The organism is Allomuricauda sp. d1, from assembly GCF_039592695.1.
In the GTDB taxonomy this organism is placed as follows: Bacteria; Bacteroidota; Bacteroidia; order Flavobacteriales; family Flavobacteriaceae; genus Flagellimonas_A.
The window spans coordinates 805645-821060 of record NZ_JBBUTK010000001.1 but is presented as its reverse complement, the minus strand read 5'-3'; the positions used below and the strand labels follow the sequence as shown (position 1 = coordinate 821060).

The 15416-nt window shown below is 44.2% G+C and carries 12 protein-coding genes; 1 reads left to right on the top strand and 11 read right to left on the bottom strand.

The genetic code is table 11. The annotated features are described in order from the left end of the window. Positions 1 to 218: 218 nt before the first annotated feature. The 9 genes from AAAH86_RS03855 to AAAH86_RS03815 form a co-directional block, all read right to left on the bottom strand. A complete protein-coding gene (locus tag AAAH86_RS03855) occupies positions 219 to 1811 on the bottom strand; it encodes an NADP-dependent glyceraldehyde-3-phosphate dehydrogenase (protein WP_343486182.1) in 1593 nt (530 codons plus the stop codon). A gap of 83 nt (positions 1812 to 1894) precedes the next feature. Further along, entirely contained in the window at positions 1895 to 3370 is a 1476-nt protein-coding gene (ilvC, locus tag AAAH86_RS03850) for a ketol-acid reductoisomerase (protein ID WP_343486181.1), read from the bottom strand. A gap of 64 nt (positions 3371 to 3434) precedes the next feature. Further along, the gene (gene ilvN / locus AAAH86_RS03845) at positions 3435 to 3965 is read right to left on the bottom strand and encodes an acetolactate synthase small subunit (protein WP_343486180.1); all 531 of its coding nucleotides are present in this window, start codon (positions 3963 to 3965) and stop codon (positions 3435 to 3437) included. 162 nt (positions 3966 to 4127) lie between these two features. Then, positions 4128 to 5861, bottom strand: coding sequence for a biosynthetic-type acetolactate synthase large subunit (ilvB, locus tag AAAH86_RS03840; protein ID WP_343486179.1), 1734 nt, complete (start codon positions 5859 to 5861; stop codon positions 4128 to 4130). 71 nt (positions 5862 to 5932) lie between these two features. Then, positions 5933 to 7612: a dihydroxy-acid dehydratase gene (gene ilvD / locus AAAH86_RS03835; RefSeq protein WP_343486178.1), complete on the bottom strand. Its 1680-nt coding sequence runs from the start codon at positions 7610 to 7612 to the stop codon at positions 5933 to 5935. A 227-nt stretch (positions 7613 to 7839) separates the two neighbouring features. Continuing rightward, a complete protein-coding gene (locus AAAH86_RS03830) occupies positions 7840 to 8682 on the bottom strand; it encodes a biotin-dependent carboxyltransferase family protein (RefSeq protein WP_343486177.1) in 843 nt (280 codons plus the stop codon). Then, positions 8675 to 9406 carry a 5-oxoprolinase subunit PxpB gene (pxpB, locus tag AAAH86_RS03825; RefSeq protein WP_343486176.1) on the bottom strand — a complete coding sequence of 244 codons (732 nt, stop codon included), beginning with the start codon at positions 9404 to 9406 and terminating at the stop codon, positions 8675 to 8677. Before pxpB ends, AAAH86_RS03830 begins: the two co-directional genes overlap by 8 nt. Continuing rightward, the gene (pxpA, locus tag AAAH86_RS03820) at positions 9403 to 10173 is read right to left on the bottom strand and encodes a 5-oxoprolinase subunit PxpA (protein WP_343486175.1); all 771 of its coding nucleotides are present in this window, start codon (positions 10171 to 10173) and stop codon (positions 9403 to 9405) included. Before pxpA ends, pxpB begins: the two co-directional genes overlap by 4 nt. 83 nt (positions 10174 to 10256) lie before the next feature. Further along, entirely contained in the window at positions 10257 to 11450 is a 1194-nt protein-coding gene (locus AAAH86_RS03815) for an Nramp family divalent metal transporter (protein WP_343486174.1), read from the bottom strand. A 181-nt stretch (positions 11451 to 11631) separates the two neighbouring features. Here AAAH86_RS03815 and AAAH86_RS03810 point away from each other — a divergent pair, with 181 nt between their 5' ends. Then, a complete protein-coding gene (locus tag AAAH86_RS03810; RefSeq protein ID WP_343486173.1) occupies positions 11632 to 12078 on the top strand; it encodes a hypothetical protein in 447 nt (148 codons plus the stop codon). A 15-nt stretch (positions 12079 to 12093) separates the two neighbouring features. On the opposite strand, the gene AAAH86_RS03805 is transcribed toward AAAH86_RS03810, so the two are convergent. Both AAAH86_RS03805 and AAAH86_RS03800 read right to left on the bottom strand, forming a co-directional pair. After that, a complete protein-coding gene (locus AAAH86_RS03805; RefSeq protein WP_343486172.1) occupies positions 12094 to 13629 on the bottom strand; it encodes a YifB family Mg chelatase-like AAA ATPase in 1536 nt (511 codons plus the stop codon). A 62-nt stretch (positions 13630 to 13691) separates the two neighbouring features. After that, positions 13692 to 15413: a hypothetical protein gene (locus AAAH86_RS03800; RefSeq protein ID WP_343486171.1), complete on the bottom strand. Its 1722-nt coding sequence runs from the start codon at positions 15411 to 15413 to the stop codon at positions 13692 to 13694. Positions 15414 to 15416: the final 3 nt, after the last annotated feature.

Sequence of the window (15416 nt, the reverse complement as noted above, 5' to 3'; positions counted from 1 at the left end):
TCTATTTTTAGAACAACCTGGGCTTTTTATCACTTATGATATTCTTACAGTAAAGATTCCCACCACACAATAGCCATAGGGAAAGAGAGATTGACAATAACACCCCTGCCCGCCGATGGCAGACTGTCCCCTCAAGGGGACAATTACACCTGAGATGTTTGGATAGCCAGATATAAAACCAGTCTTATGTCTTATCTAAAAGCGAAGCGGTCTTACGTCTATAAAATATAATCCGTACTCAAAAAATTACTGACCTTGGCCTCCAGTAGCTGCTCGATGGTCTCGTTGTTCAACTCATTGTCCTTAAAGGCGACAAAGGTGCGAATACTGAACGAGCGCAGCGCATCATGCACACTCAGGGTCGATTGCGCGGAATCTTTTCTTCCAGTAAAGGGATACACATCGGGGCCACGTTGGCATGAACTGTTCAGGTTTACACGGCAGACCAAGTTGGCCAAAGTATCGATCAGGGGCGACATGGTGTACACATCTTTGCCGAACAAACTCACTTGTTGGCCGTAGTTGCTCTCTGCCATATCGTCCAATGGTTCAGAGATATCTGAAAAAGAGAGCACTGGTACTATAGGGCCAAACTGTTCTTCTTGGTACACCCGCATGTCTTTGGTCACGGGGTACAGCACCGCGGGCCAAATATAGTTTTCGGTACGCTGACCGCCTTTTTTGTTCTGTATTTTGGCACCCTTTGCCAAGGCATCGTCCAACAATTCTTGAATGTAATCGGGTTTTCCAGGCTCAGGCAATGGCGTCAGTTTCACACCCTCATCCCATGGATTTCCAAAATTCAGGCCATCGATGGCTTCGGAATATTTTTTTAGAAATTCCTCTTTTACATCCTCATGCACATACACCACTTTCAATGCGGTACAGCGTTGCCCGTTAAAGGAAGTGGTGCCCGCAATGACTTCGTCAATCGTCAATTGCATGTTGGCATCTGGCATGATGATGGCGGGGTTTTTCGCTTCCAATCCCAAGACCAAGCGCAACCGATTGCTTTTTGAATGCTGTTCCTGCAATGCATTGGCAGATTTACTGTTACCGATCAATGCCAAAACATCCACTTTGCCCGTTTTCATAATCGGTGCGGCCACTGCCCTGCCACGGCCGAACAGAATATTGACCACGCCTTTCGGGAAACAACTTTTAAAAGCCTCCAGCAACGGTGTAATCAACAGCACGCCATGCTTGGCAGGTTTGAATATAGTAGTATTGCCCATAATAATGGCGGGAATCAGCAAGGCAAAAGTTTCGTTCAAGGGGTAATTGTACGGCCCCAGACAAAGCACGACCCCTAGCGGACCTCTTCGAATATGTGCATACACACCATCATGCTTTTGAAATTTGGCCGAATCACGGTCCAATTGCTTGTATTCTTCAATGGTATCGTAGATGTATTCCACCGTACGGTCAAATTCTTTGTACGAATCGGGTTTTGATTTTCCGATTTCCCACATCAAGAGCTTGACGACCTCCTCACGCTTGGTCTCCATCTTTTTGACAAAACCTTCCATGCACTCCAAACGGTCCTTGACCTTCATGGTCGGCCATAGGCCCTGCCCTTGGTCATAAGCTGCCAAAGCTGCATCCAAGGCTTCCAGTGCTTCCTCTTCGCCCATATCGGGGATGCTCCCCAAAACGGTCGGTTGGTAGTTTTCTGTGGAGGAAATAGTGGAAATTACCTCAGCCATCTTTCCATCCCAAGGTTTGAACCCCCCATTGACCAAATAGTGTCGCTGGTGGATCTGCTCCTTGATTTGATATTCTTCTGGAATCGTTACTTTTTTAGCATCCATAATCAATTCTTTGGGATTGTGGGTAAGTTTATGTAGAGATTCAAAGTCCTCTCCCTCTTGGGGAGAGGATTTAGGAGAGGGGACTATGCAATCGGTTTCATGGCTGTCATTGATTCACGCAACCGTGCCCCAACAACTTCCACATCATGGTCACGGATGGCTTTGTTGACCTCAATGAGTCGGCGATTGTCCACTCCATTATTGCGGTCTTTCCCATACTGCTGCCCGATGACATCTGTATCAATGTTTTTCATAAAATCTTTGAGCAAAGGTTTGCAGGCATGGTCAAAGAGATAACAACCATACTCGGCCGTATCAGAGATTACACGGTTCATCTCGAAAAGCTTTTTGCGGGCTATGGTATTGGCGATTAAAGGTGTTTCATGCAACGACTCATAATAGGCCGATTCACCGATAATGCCCGATTCGGTCATCGTCTCATAGGCCAGTTCGACCCCTGCTTTCACAAAAGCCACCATCAACACCCCAAGGTCGTAATATTCCTGTTCTGAAATTTCATCACTGCCTGCAGGCGTTTTTTCAAAAGCGGTTTCGCCAGTGGCCGCACGCCATGTCAACAAGTTTTTATCGTCATTGGCCCAATCTTCCATCATGGTTTTTGAAAAATGACCGCTCATGATGTCGTCCATGTGTTTTTGGAACAACGGTCGCATGATTTCCTTCATTTCCTCTGACAAATCAAAAGCCTTGATTTTCGCGGGATTCGAAAGTCGGTCCATCATGTTGGTGATGCCACCATGCTTCAGACTTTCGGTGATGGTCTCCCATCCATATTGAATCAATTTGGATGCATATCCCGCATCCACTCCTTTTTCCACCATTTTATCAAAACACAGAATGCTGCCCGTTTGTAACAAGCCACACAAAATGGTCTGTTCTCCCATTAAATCAGACTTTACCTCGGCCACAAAAGAAGACTCCAGCACGCCGGCTTTATGTCCGCCCGTGGCGGCAGCATAGGCTTTTGCCTGTGCCAATCCTTTACCTTCTGGGTCATTTTCGGGGTGCACCGCAATCAGCGTCGGCACGCCAAAACCCCTTTTATACTCTTCACGAACCTCAGACCCAGGGCTTTTCGGAGCTACCATGATAACGGTCAGATCGTCGCGTACCTGCATGCCCTCTTCCACGATATTGAATCCGTGGGAATACGAAAGCGTCGCCCCTTTTTTCATCAAGGGCATCACGGTACTCACCACATTGGTGTGTTGTTTGTCGGGCGTGAGATTGATGACCATATCAGCTGTCGGAATCAATTCTTCATACGTGCCGACATTAAAATTGTTCTCGGTGGCATTTTTGTAGGATTGTCGCTTTTCTTTAATGGCAGCCTCTCGCAAAGCATACGAAATATCAAGACCCGAATCGCGCATGTTCAAGCCTTGGTTCAGACCTTGCGCCCCGCAGCCTACAATCACAATTTTTTTACCCTTCAAAGCATTCACACCGTCGCTGAATTCATGAGACTCCATAAAACGGCATTTACCGAGTTGTTGTAGCTGGTCTCGCAGCGACAATGAGTTGAAGTAATTCGTCATATTTAATTTGTTTTTTCCATTCCCGAGAAGTCGGAAATCCATATTAGTGTTACTATTATCTATTTTAATTGTTCAGTTGAAATTCTTCTAAGATTTCGGTAATCGGCATTTCGGCCTTTGAGACGGCAATACGGCCTGAACGCACAAACTGCATGATGCCAAAAGGTTCCAAGCGGTCGTGCATCTCGTCGATTTCATGCCTTCGCCCCGTTTTGGCCAACACAAAAAATTCTCGATGCACCGTAACGATCTTGGAATTGCTTTCCTTGATGGCATTTTGAATTTGGGGTTCGTCAAAAAGCAAACCGGATTTAATCTTGAACAGTGCCGACTCTTGGTAAACAATTTCATCATCGGTATGATAAAAAGCTCTGATGACCTCTACCTGTTTTTCTATCTGTCGGACTATTTTTTGAACCCAATCTTCGGTCGTGAATACCACTATGGTAAACTTTGACACGTGCTCTATTTCAGATTTTGACACATTCAAACTTTCGATATTGATGTGTCGTTTCAGAAATATGCCTGAAATGCGGTTGAGCAAGCCAACACTGTTTTCGGAATAGACCGATATGGTGAACCATTGATTTTTCATAAAGCCCCTCTCCCCGACCCTCTCCCCAAAGGGGAAAGGGAGATTATTCGGGAAATTTAGATTAGTATTTCATTTTGTTAGGACTTCTCAGGTTTAAAAAAACTTGAGAAGTCTGTTAAATATGCTATTATCCTATTCGTTTATAAACTGCGAATTCTTTTTTTACTTTAAGCGGATTTCTGAAACCGATGCCCCCGAGGGAATCATCGGAAATACATTATCTTCTTTCTCTACCTCAACCTCCAAGAAATAAGGACCGTCAAAATCCATCATCTGCTGGATTGCGGATATTAAGTCCTTGCGCTCGGAAACCCGATTCGATTCGATGCGGTATCCTTCTGCAATCTTCACAAAATCAGGATTCACCAATTCGGTGGATGCATAGCGTTTTTCAAAGAACAGTTGTTGCCATTGCCGTACCATCCCCAAAAAATTATTGTTGAGCACCACAATCTTTACCGGAAGGTTATGCTGGGCAATCACCCCCAGTTCTTGTATGGTCATTTGGTAGCCCCCGTCACCAATGATGGCAACGACAGTGCGTTCGGGCGCACCTTGCTGTGCCCCGATGGCAGCGGGCAGTGCAAAACCCATGGTGCCCAAACCACCTGAGGTAATATTGCTCTTGCTCTGCTTGAATTTCGCATATCGACAGGCCACCATCTGATGCTGCCCTACGTCGGTCACAATGACCGCTTTATGCTGTGAGGCCTTGTTGATTTCTTCCACCACCTCACCCATGGTCAGCCCTGGTTTATCAGGATTCAAATCATTTTTGATGACCTGGTCGAATTCTTCATCGTATTTCTTTTTGAACTCGTTGTGCCATGTTTCGTGATTGTTTTTTTTAACCATGGGAAGGATAAGCTCCAACGTTTCCTTACAATTTCCCAAAACAGCGACATCAGGTTTCACATTTTTGCCCACTTCGGCCGGGTCTATCTCAAAATGGATGACTTTGGCCTGTTTGGCATACTCGTCCAATCGACCGGTCACACGGTCGTCAAAACGCATGCCGATGGCAAGCAGCACATCGCACTCATTCGTCAAAACATTTGGGCCATAATTGCCATGCATCCCCACCATGCCCACATTTAAGGGATGGTCGGAATCAATGGCCGATTCGCCCATAATGGTCCAAGCGGCGGGAATGCCCGCTTTCTCAATCAATGCTTTCAGTTCCTCTTCGGCTTGGCCTAAAATGATTCCCTGACCCCAGACGATATAGGGTTTTTTGGCATCATTAATCAGTTTTGCGGCTTCTTCCAAAGCACTTAAATCTGGAGCGGGAACCGGTTTATAACTGCGTACCCCTATACACTTTTCGTAAGTGAAATCAAGCTCATCAAATTGTGCGTTTTTGGTGATATCGACCAACACCGGACCTGGCCTACCCGATTTGGCAATAAAAAATGCCTTGGCCATGATTTCAGGAATCTCGGAGGCTTTTGTTATCTGATAGTTCCATTTGGTAACAGGCGTTGAAATACCCACAATATCCGTTTCTTGAAACGCATCCGAACCCAATAGATGACGTGGCACTTGGCCCGTGATGCACACCATGGGGGTGGAATCAATCTGGGCATCGGCCAAACCGGTTACCAAGTTGGTCGCCCCCGGACCTGAAGTGGCCATGGCAACCCCGACCCTACCGCTCACTCTGGCATAACCCTGTGCGGCATGGGTGGCACCCTGTTCGTGGCGTGTCAAAATATGAGTGAGTTTATCTTGAAATTTATAGAGTTCATCATAAACCGGCATGATGGCCCCACCGGGATACCCGTAGATCAAATCAACACCCTCAGCAAGAAGGCAATGAATGATGGCCTCGGCCCCACTCACCCGTATCGTTGCTTTGTTCTCGGTCGTTTTCTGTTCTTTTTTTAATGTTTCCATAGGCTATACACCTTTATAAGATATTTTGCAACACCCCTAAAGTCCCCTCAAGGGAACAATTTCAACTAACACTATAATAAATCTGTAACACAACCTTGTGAGGCTGATGATACCGTCTTTGCGTATTTGTACAAACTTCCTTTTTTGACTTTTAAATTTGGCTGTTTCCAATTTTTTTGTCGCTTCTGCAATTCTTCAGCTGATAAATCCACCGAAATCATATTTTTTTCGGCATCGATTGTGATTATATCGCCATCTTGCACCAAGGCGAGGTTACCGCCATCTTGTGCTTCAGGGGCAATGTGCCCCACTACAAAACCATGGGTACCCCCAGAAAAGCGTCCGTCGGTGATCAACGCCACATCCTTGCCTAGACCCGCACCCATAATGGCAGCAGTCGGTTTGAGCATCTCGGGCATACCCGGCCCACCTTTAGGGCCTTCATATCGTATAACGACTACATCACCTTTTTTAACCATACCATCCCGAATGCCATCATTGGCTTCAAACTCCCCATCAAATACTTTGGCCGGGCCGGAAAAATGCAATCCTTCTTTACCGGTAATCTTGGCAACGGCTCCCTCTTCAGCGAGATTGCCGTGTAGAATGCGGAGATGGCCAGTCTCTTTAATGGGATTATCCAAACCGTGTACCACTTGTTGGCCTTCTGCCAAACTGGGCACTCCTGCCAAGTTTTCAGCAATGGTTTTTCCAGTTACCGTAAGGCACCCACCATGCAACATTCTGTTTTCGAGCATGAACTTCATCACGGCGGGGATACCGCCCACTCGGTGCACATCTTCCATCAAAAATTTTCCGCTGGGTTTTAAATCTGCCAAAAACGGTGTGGTATCACTGATACGTTGAAAATCATCCAATCCAAAATCAATCTCTGCCGCTTTTGCAATGGCCAAAAAGTGCAATACCGCATTGGTCGAACCGCCCAGCACCGTTATCAATCGCACCGCATTTTCCAAGGATTTTTTTGTGATGATGTCACTTGGTTTGATATCATTTTCCAAAAGGTGACGCAATGCCTTACCGGCAGCGAGGCAATCGTTTTTCTTTTCTTTTCCGATGGCCGGATTGGAGGAACTATACGGCATCGACATGCCCAAGGCCTCAATGGCCGAGGCCATGGTATTGGCCGTGTACATACCACCACAGGCACCCGCGCCAGGACAAGCATTTTGAATCACGGCTTTATAATCTTCTTCGTTTAAAGTACCAGCCACCTTCTGGCCCCAGGCCTCAAAGGCAGAAACCACATCCAACTTTTTATCGTTGAGGCAACCGGATGCAATGGTGCCCCCATACACCAATATCGATGGACGGTTCAAACGAATCATCGCCATCAACGCACCGGGCATGTTTTTGTCACAGCCCACAACGGTTATCAATCCGTCATAATTCATGGCCTGTACCACAGTTTCCATGGAATCGGCTATGATGTCCCTTGACGGAAGGGAGTATCGCATACCGTATGTACCCATGGAGATGCCATCGCTGACACCAATGGTGTTGAAAATCAATCCGACCAAATCTGAGGATTGAATGCCTTCTTTTACATGTTTTGATAGGTCATTCAAGTGCATGTTACAGGGATTCCCTTCATACCCCGTGCTTCCTATGCCTATCAAAGGCTTTTTCAAATCATCTTCACTCAGCCCTATGGCATGTAGCATAGCCTGTGCGGCAGGTTGCGTGGGGTCTTGGGTGACGTTCTTGCTGTATTTGTTCAATTCTTTCATAAAAACTTCTTCCAAACCGTTGAAAGAGACCTATTTTCTTAAGCTTTCAAAGATAAATGATTGGAATACCTTAATTTTTTAACAACGTTAATGACTTTAAATCCACAATTAAAAAAAAACATTCAACTGACTGATTATAAATGGAATAAATCGTTTGTGATTACCATATTCACTTCACCTTTTGCGTGGACAAGAAGTGGGGTGCCTGATGAGATAAATCTTTTTGACTATTGCAACAAGGCAAACTTGATTTTATCACCCATTCTTTTTTGCGCCAAAATATTGATGGCGGCCGGAGTCAGGTTCAACACCCTGGGGTATCCGCCAGTGGTCTGCCCGTCTTTCATCAAAATGATGATTCGGCCAGAGGGTGTCAATTGTACTGTACCCGGCAAGGTAGCAGAGGTCAGCATGCTTTTAGTGTGCACTGAAAGCTTTTCATTAAGCTGATATCCCATTCGGTTATTCTCTTTGGAGATGGTGAACTCTTTAGAAAAAGGTAGCCCAGCTTCCTTCTTTCCCAACAAATCGAATTCAGGCCCCTTTGTAGCTTCAAGAATAAATTCATCGAGAAAGTTGTCCATTTTTGCCTGAATGAGTTTGGGCGTAAAATCTGGGTGGGGTACATACGCAAGTTGCATATTTTCAGTTATGCATTTGTGTTCTGTCACTGGATGGTAGTATGAACGACTTCCCAAAACTTCATCCAACAGAAATCCACCTTTAATGCCAAGATAGGTTCGTAATCCCTTCACCAGCGTGCCAAAGGAAAGTACGTCACCCGTTTTCACCTGAATGATTTCAAGGTTATTTACCGATTGACCATTCAATTCAGGGGACATCAGTGCGCCTGTCAGGCAAATGGTCGTTTCTTCGGTAAACTCAAGCACAGGGCCTGTCATGGTAATCTCAAGTACTGCATCATTGGGGTCATTTTCAAGCATGGCATTGGCATTGGCGGCCGAATAGGCATCCATCACACCTGAAACGGGCACCCCTTTGTTTCTGTGGCCAAATCGGCCCTGGTCTTGCAATGTTGTATAAAAACCGGGTTTTAGTACCTTAAGCATCCCACTCTTCCTTTAAGGGTTCAAAAATGCCCACTTCGCCTTCAATTTTATGTAAGCCATGCTCCGCTTTGGTAATGGCCTCAAATTGAATCTTGTCGCCTACATTGATGAAACACGGTTTTTTGTTTTCGATGTTGAACATGGGTATGGGGCAGCTGCCGATGATGTGCCAGCCCCCCGGCGATTCTTGCGGGTAGATGCCTGTCTGTAGACCAGCAAGGCCCACAGCACCCTTGGCCACTTTCATTCTTGGTTCTTTGCGTCGCGGCAGTTGCAGGCCATCGGGCAATCCGCCCAAATACATAAATCCCGGTAAAAAACCGATTCCATAGACCGTGAAGCTTTGCGAGGTATGCAGTCGAACGACTTCTTCGGGTGCAAAGTTCAATTCTTTGGAAACATACGGCAGGTCGATACCAAAAACTTCATCATAACAAACAGGCAGCTTCCACAAAAATCTTCTGAGTTTTAAACCCGGTGTCATTTCTTTATACCAAATCTTCACGTCATTGCTCAATGCTTTTAAATCCGTTGTGCCCGCTACATCAATCAATGTCAATGAATTGTAGGCCACAATCAATTCAAACGATTTGGAAAGCTTTTGTGAAAGATGCTGTTCAAACTGAAGAATATTCTTTAAAATGGACTCCGAAACTTCTTCTGGCCATTCTAGCAGGAGGGCATTGCTGCCATACAGTTTTATTGAAATCGGATAATGGGTCACTTTTTCAAATGAATGTCAGCTTTGGGTAATTGTTCTGTAAGATACATCAATATTTGCAAAGCTTTTGGGTTGTCGCCATGTATGCAAAAGGTCTGTGCAGTTAACGGCAACTGTTTACCGGAAAGTGTCTTGACCTTTTGCTCTGCAATGATGTGTTGCATGTGCTGAAGCACCACTATCGGTCTTTCTATAACAGCTTTGGGGTTATGGCGTGAAACCAGAGTTAGGTCATCGTTGTAATTGCGATCGCCAAAAGCTTCATGTTTGACCCTGAACCCCCTTCTATTGGCTTCATTGGCGATATGCGATTGGGGAGGCACGTACAAAATGGCCTCAGCCCGATAGATTTCAACGGCATCCAAAAAAGCCACTGCCAAGGTTCTGTTCGCCGCCACTGCATTGTACAGTGCCCCATGTGGTTTGATATGGTGCATCCGTATTTTTTCTTTGGCAACCACATTGAGAAACAATTCAAGTTGTGAACTGATGGATGCTTTTAATTTCTCAATTGAAATATCCATCATTTTACGGCCAAAATTCTTTTTATCGGGATAGGACGGGTGCGCCCCTATTCTAACATTGTGCTCGTTGGCAAGCAATACGGTTTTTTTTATGGCCTCAGCGTCACCCGCATGCCCGCCACACGCAACACTGCACGAACTGATATATGGAAAAAGTGCGGATTCATTCTGCACCCCTTCGCCCACATCACAGTTGATATCTATATATGTTGGTTTAGAATTTATCGTTTGTAGTTTGCTGTTCATTTTTATTTGGGCTGTAAGCCGCACGCCTTATGTTTCGTTATTCTACATTCGTACTTCTAAGTTCTTACTTTGTATTTCGCATTTCAAATAATACCAAAAACTTTTAAAATACCACTGGCACCGAGAAAAAAGGCCAAACCGACAATAGCATATCCCAAAAGTTTTTGTGTGGAAGTATTGGCAAAATCTCCCAACACACTCCTTTTATTACAAATCCATACTAAAAATACAGCAACCACGGGCAATAACAGACCATTGGCAACTTGGGCGAATCGAATGATTTCAATGGGACGGATTTCAAAAAAGAGGCTGATGACCCCAATAAACAAAATGACCATCCATATTGTCCTGAAACGCCAATCCTTTAAATCGTTTTTCCATCCAAATACACTACTGGCAACATAGGCAGCAGCCAGCGGAGCCGTAATGGCCGAGGTAACACCGGCAGCAAACAGTCCAATCCCCAAAAAATAGCGTGCAGCAGCACCATAAACCGGCTCCAACGTTTTTGCCAGGTCGAGGGCGTTGTTGAGCTGATTGCCGTCAATGGCAGCTGCGGCCACGATAATGGCCATTGAAACAAGTCCGCCAAGACCAATTGAGACAACAGTGTCCCATCGTACATATTGCATATCGTTCACAGACTGCCATTTTTCATTGACCAATGAGGCGTGTAAAAAAAGGTTGTAGGGTACGATGGTGGTGCCTACCAATGCAACGATGGTCAACAGGCTTCCCTCTGGGATTTGTGGGACAAACAACCCCATCAATAACTCACTTAATACAGGTGAGACCAAAATAGCGGCCAAAAGAAAGGATAAACTCATCACTATCACCAAAGTGATAAAGACCTTTTCAAGAAACTTATAATTGCCAATGTACAGGAGCAAAAATGCCAGAGATCCTATTATAAACGGATAACTTAATGAAAGTCTTGTTCCGAATAATGCTTCAAGACCAAGCGTTCCCCCACCGATATTTCCTGCTTCATAAGCTGCATTTCCAATCAATATGGCAACAAGGATGATAATAAGGATTGTTTTTTTGAGAAGCGGATTTTTAATTTGTTGTTGTATCGTGCCCGCCAAGCCCTTTTTGGTCACCAGTCCCAAACGGGCCGCCATTTCTTGCAGCGCCATCGTTGCCAAAATCGAAAGCAGCAACGCCCACAGCAATGCGTATCCGAAGCCTGCTCCAGCGAATGTACAAACGGTTACAGTTCCAGGTCCAATAAAAGCAGCGGCCACAAGAACACCTGGGCCTAATTTTTTAAACATATTGTGTTTTGGTTCAGTATCGAAAAATAAGGTGTTTCTATCATTCTTGTCGCGTTTCATCTAAAAAAACACTTTTCACAACAAACTGGGTGTCGTACATCGATTTTTTTATACGAAACTCAATAGGCTCTAGTTATAATAGTCCCAAATCTTAGTATTAAACTTAACAGACCAATTTTACATGACCTGCAAAGATTGTAATAAGGCGATTGGCTATCTTGAGCATAAAGAAGCTATGGACTCTCTCGGTGTCGAGCTGTGCAAGCGCCACACCAAGCTTATCAAAAAAGTAATTCTCGACAATAACACCTCTGTAGAGGCAGTACAACTATTCTATGCGCTGAAAAAAGCCGGTGTCAACCCCATGCTTGAATGGTGGGATGGTAAACGCTTTGTAGACATCGCCATTTCTAGGGTAAAACTCAACATTGAAATTGATGTCGATACCGAGTTGATTACCCATGAGCAAGCCATCAATGATCTTGAACAGGCCATGCATTCGTTCAAAAATGGGTTTACAACAATACGTATTCCGAGTGTGGCCGTAAAGTATTATCTGAACGATACCGTAAAGAATATTCTGGGCATTATCGACGGACTGAGAAAGAATATCAAGGTTATCTCATAAATCGTAAGTCTAAAATCACCCCAACCATCCTTCCCTGTCCAAACTTCGGTATTGAATGGCCTCGCCAATATGGGTGGTTTTGATGGTCTCGTTGTTTTCAAGATCGGCAATGGTTCTTGCCACTTTTAAAATTCGGTCATAGGCCCTTGCCGATAAATTTAACCGCTCCATGGCGTTTTTGAGCATATTTTTTGAATCGTCATCCAACGCACAAAATTCACGAATCTGTTTGGTGCCCATCTGGGCATTGTAATGTATGTTTTCAAAGTCTTTGAACCGCACTGTCTGAACCTCCCTTGCATCTGTAACACGTTTTCTGATTTCAACGCTGCTCTCCCCTTTTTGATTGCTTGACAATTTTTCAAAGGGTACGGGGGTCACTTCTATGTGAATATCAATCCTATCCAACAATGGCCCTGATATTTTACCGAGATACCGCTGCATCTCTGCCGGTGATGAAGTGACGGGCGCATCGGGGTCATTGAAATATCCACTGGGGCTGGGGTTCATGCTGGCGACCAACATAAAGCTACTGGGGTAGGTCACCGTGAATTTGGCCCGGGAGATGGTGACTTCACGGTCTTCCAACGGTTGGCGCATCACTTCGAGCACCTTTCGTTCAAATTCAGGCAGTTCGTCCAAAAACAAAACCCCATTGTGGGCCAATGATATTTCGCCTGGTTGTGGGTAACTACCCCCGCCAACAAGAGCAACACTGCTACTAGTATGATGCGGACTGCGAAAAGGGCGTTGTGCCATAAGCCCCATATTTTTAATCTTGCCCACGACGCTGTGTATTTTGGTCGTCTCTAAGGCTTCATGCAGGGTCATGGGAGGCAAGATGGAGGGCAGCCGTTTGGCGAGCATGGTCTTGCCCGCGCCCGGTGGACCGATAAGAATGATGTTGTGTCCACCCGCAGCGGCGATTTCCATACAGCGTTTGATGCTTTCCTGCCCCTTGACATCCGAAAAGTCAAATTCGGGAAAGTCCAGATTCTTGTAAAATTCAGCACGGGTATCAACAATAGTTTGTTCCAAAGGGGTGCCCACATCAAAAAATTCGATGACCTCTTTGATGTTTTCCACACCAAAAACTTTCAGATTATTCACTATAGCAGCCTCTTTTGCATTGGCTTTGGGAAGAATAAAGCCCTTAAAGCCCTCTTTTTGAGCCTGTATCGCTATCGGTAAGGCCCCCTTGATGGGCTGTACCGTGCCATCCAACGACAGTTCCCCCATTATTACGTATTCATTGATGTTTTCTGATTGAATTTGCGCCGACGCCGCCAATATGCCCAATGCCAATGTCAAGTCGTAGGCAGACCCTTCTTTTCGCAAATCGGCCGGGGCCATGTTGATAGTGATTTTTTTTCCGGGAATCTTATACCCGTTGTTTTTCAGGGCCGCCGCAATACGGTAATTGCTCTCTTTGATGGCATTATCGGGCAGGCCAACCAAATGATAGCCCACTCCTTTGTCAATATTGACCTCGACGGTTATGGTCTGGGCCTCTACCCCGAAAACGGCACTACCAAAGACTTTTGTGAGCATAATCGATGTTTGGGTCTAAAGTATACCTTTTCTGAATACGTTTTATGGCAGATTAAATTGGATTATTTCACTTCAAAGGTTTCTTTCAGTGAAATTGGCTTTAAATCGCTGGTAAACCCCTCAATTGAAATTTCATATTCACCCTCAACATCTGAAGTGAAAAATTCAATAGTGTTAGTCTCACCAACCATTGTAATATTGGGATTCCATAAAAGTTGATGTCTAAAATCTGGTATCCGGTCAGCAGCATTGTTTTCATCACCATAAACTTGATTGAAATAGTACTTTCTTGGCTGTGGCGCAAACAAGGAGAATCTGTTGCGTTGTTCGTAATCAAGAAATTCAGTATAGTTTTCGTCAAAGGTCGCAATATCGATTACACCTTGAAAAACTTGTGGCCCCATGACATATTTACCTGATAAAACACTTATTTTCTCAATCTTCCTGGCATCAAATTCCAAAAGTTTTTCATAGTCTTGGGTGTAATAACCATCAACCAATATCAATGGTAAAAAACCTGATTGGTTGTCTTTCTCAAAATAGGCATCAACCTCGATTTTTTCATCCCCTCCAACACGTTTTATGGTCACACTTCTCAATATCTCAATAACTGTCTCACGAAAAGTTTTGAATCGCGTATATTCATCTAGAATGTAGCTCTCACCCACGTTGCCATAAAAGGGAACTTTTTTAGGCTGAATCTTTACACTATCAGGTTTGAATGAAAAATAATTGTTTTCAATTTGATTGCGAATGCTTCTTTGAACAATTGTCTTACGCATGTCTTGATCCAAATTGAATTGGTAAAAGGGCGTGTTGTCAATATCAAGCTCTTCATGGGTATTTAAAGCAACTTTCAATTCGTTGCCTGTTCCCAAACCTTGAAAGAAAATTTCATCACCACCGTAATCAAACAAGTTTATGTAAAAGTTGCCTTTTTCGTCTGTTTTTATGGTAGAGAAAAAATAGTCGTCATCAGGAATAGAGACAACCAATGATTCATTTGACAATGTTTTTGAGGTAACATTTGATAAGGCCTTTCCAGAAATCAGCTCACCTCTCAATTCAGGCAAAAGTTCCTGTTTTTTCAGTGTTATTGGGGCCTTTGATGTAATTGTTCTTATATGGAATTTAGCGGTAGGGATTAGTGGTGTGGTAATTTCATCCTTCTTTCTCACAGATACAGAAAATGATTTTTCTGTCGAAATGGTAGAAAATGCTTTCAACTGAAGCGTGACCTTATCCCTTGTGTTAAAATTGTCTTTATTTAGGGAAGCAGATAAAACATTGCTCTTCTCTACACTTTCGTTCGAGTGGACAGTCTCGCTTTTGCCCCTGAATTTTTGTTGATTATTGGTGTAAGGGTTGACCACAATCACATTACCTTGAAAAAAATCTTCTTGAGGCCCATTGCGCATAAACTGTGTATACCCAAAAAGTTTACAGCTACCTGAGGGAGTATCCGAAGGAATAAAGAAATCTCCCTGCCCCCTTCCATTCTCCAACTTTATTTTATGTTTGAAAACTACGTTGCCTTCATCGTTGATCAACTCGACATAGGCTATTTTACTTAAATTGCTAAAGGTTCGACTTTGCCTATCCAAACAATAGACACTGTAATAGATGTATTCTCCGGTCAAAAACAGAGAGCTGTTGTAATGCACATAGATACTTTCTTGTGGAAAAGCTGACAGACCAAGTTTGTCTTTAGCTGTTTGTGCAAAAGCCAATGCACTAAAAAATACCGCAAGCAGTATCATTGATTTATAGATTATTTTCTGCATGTT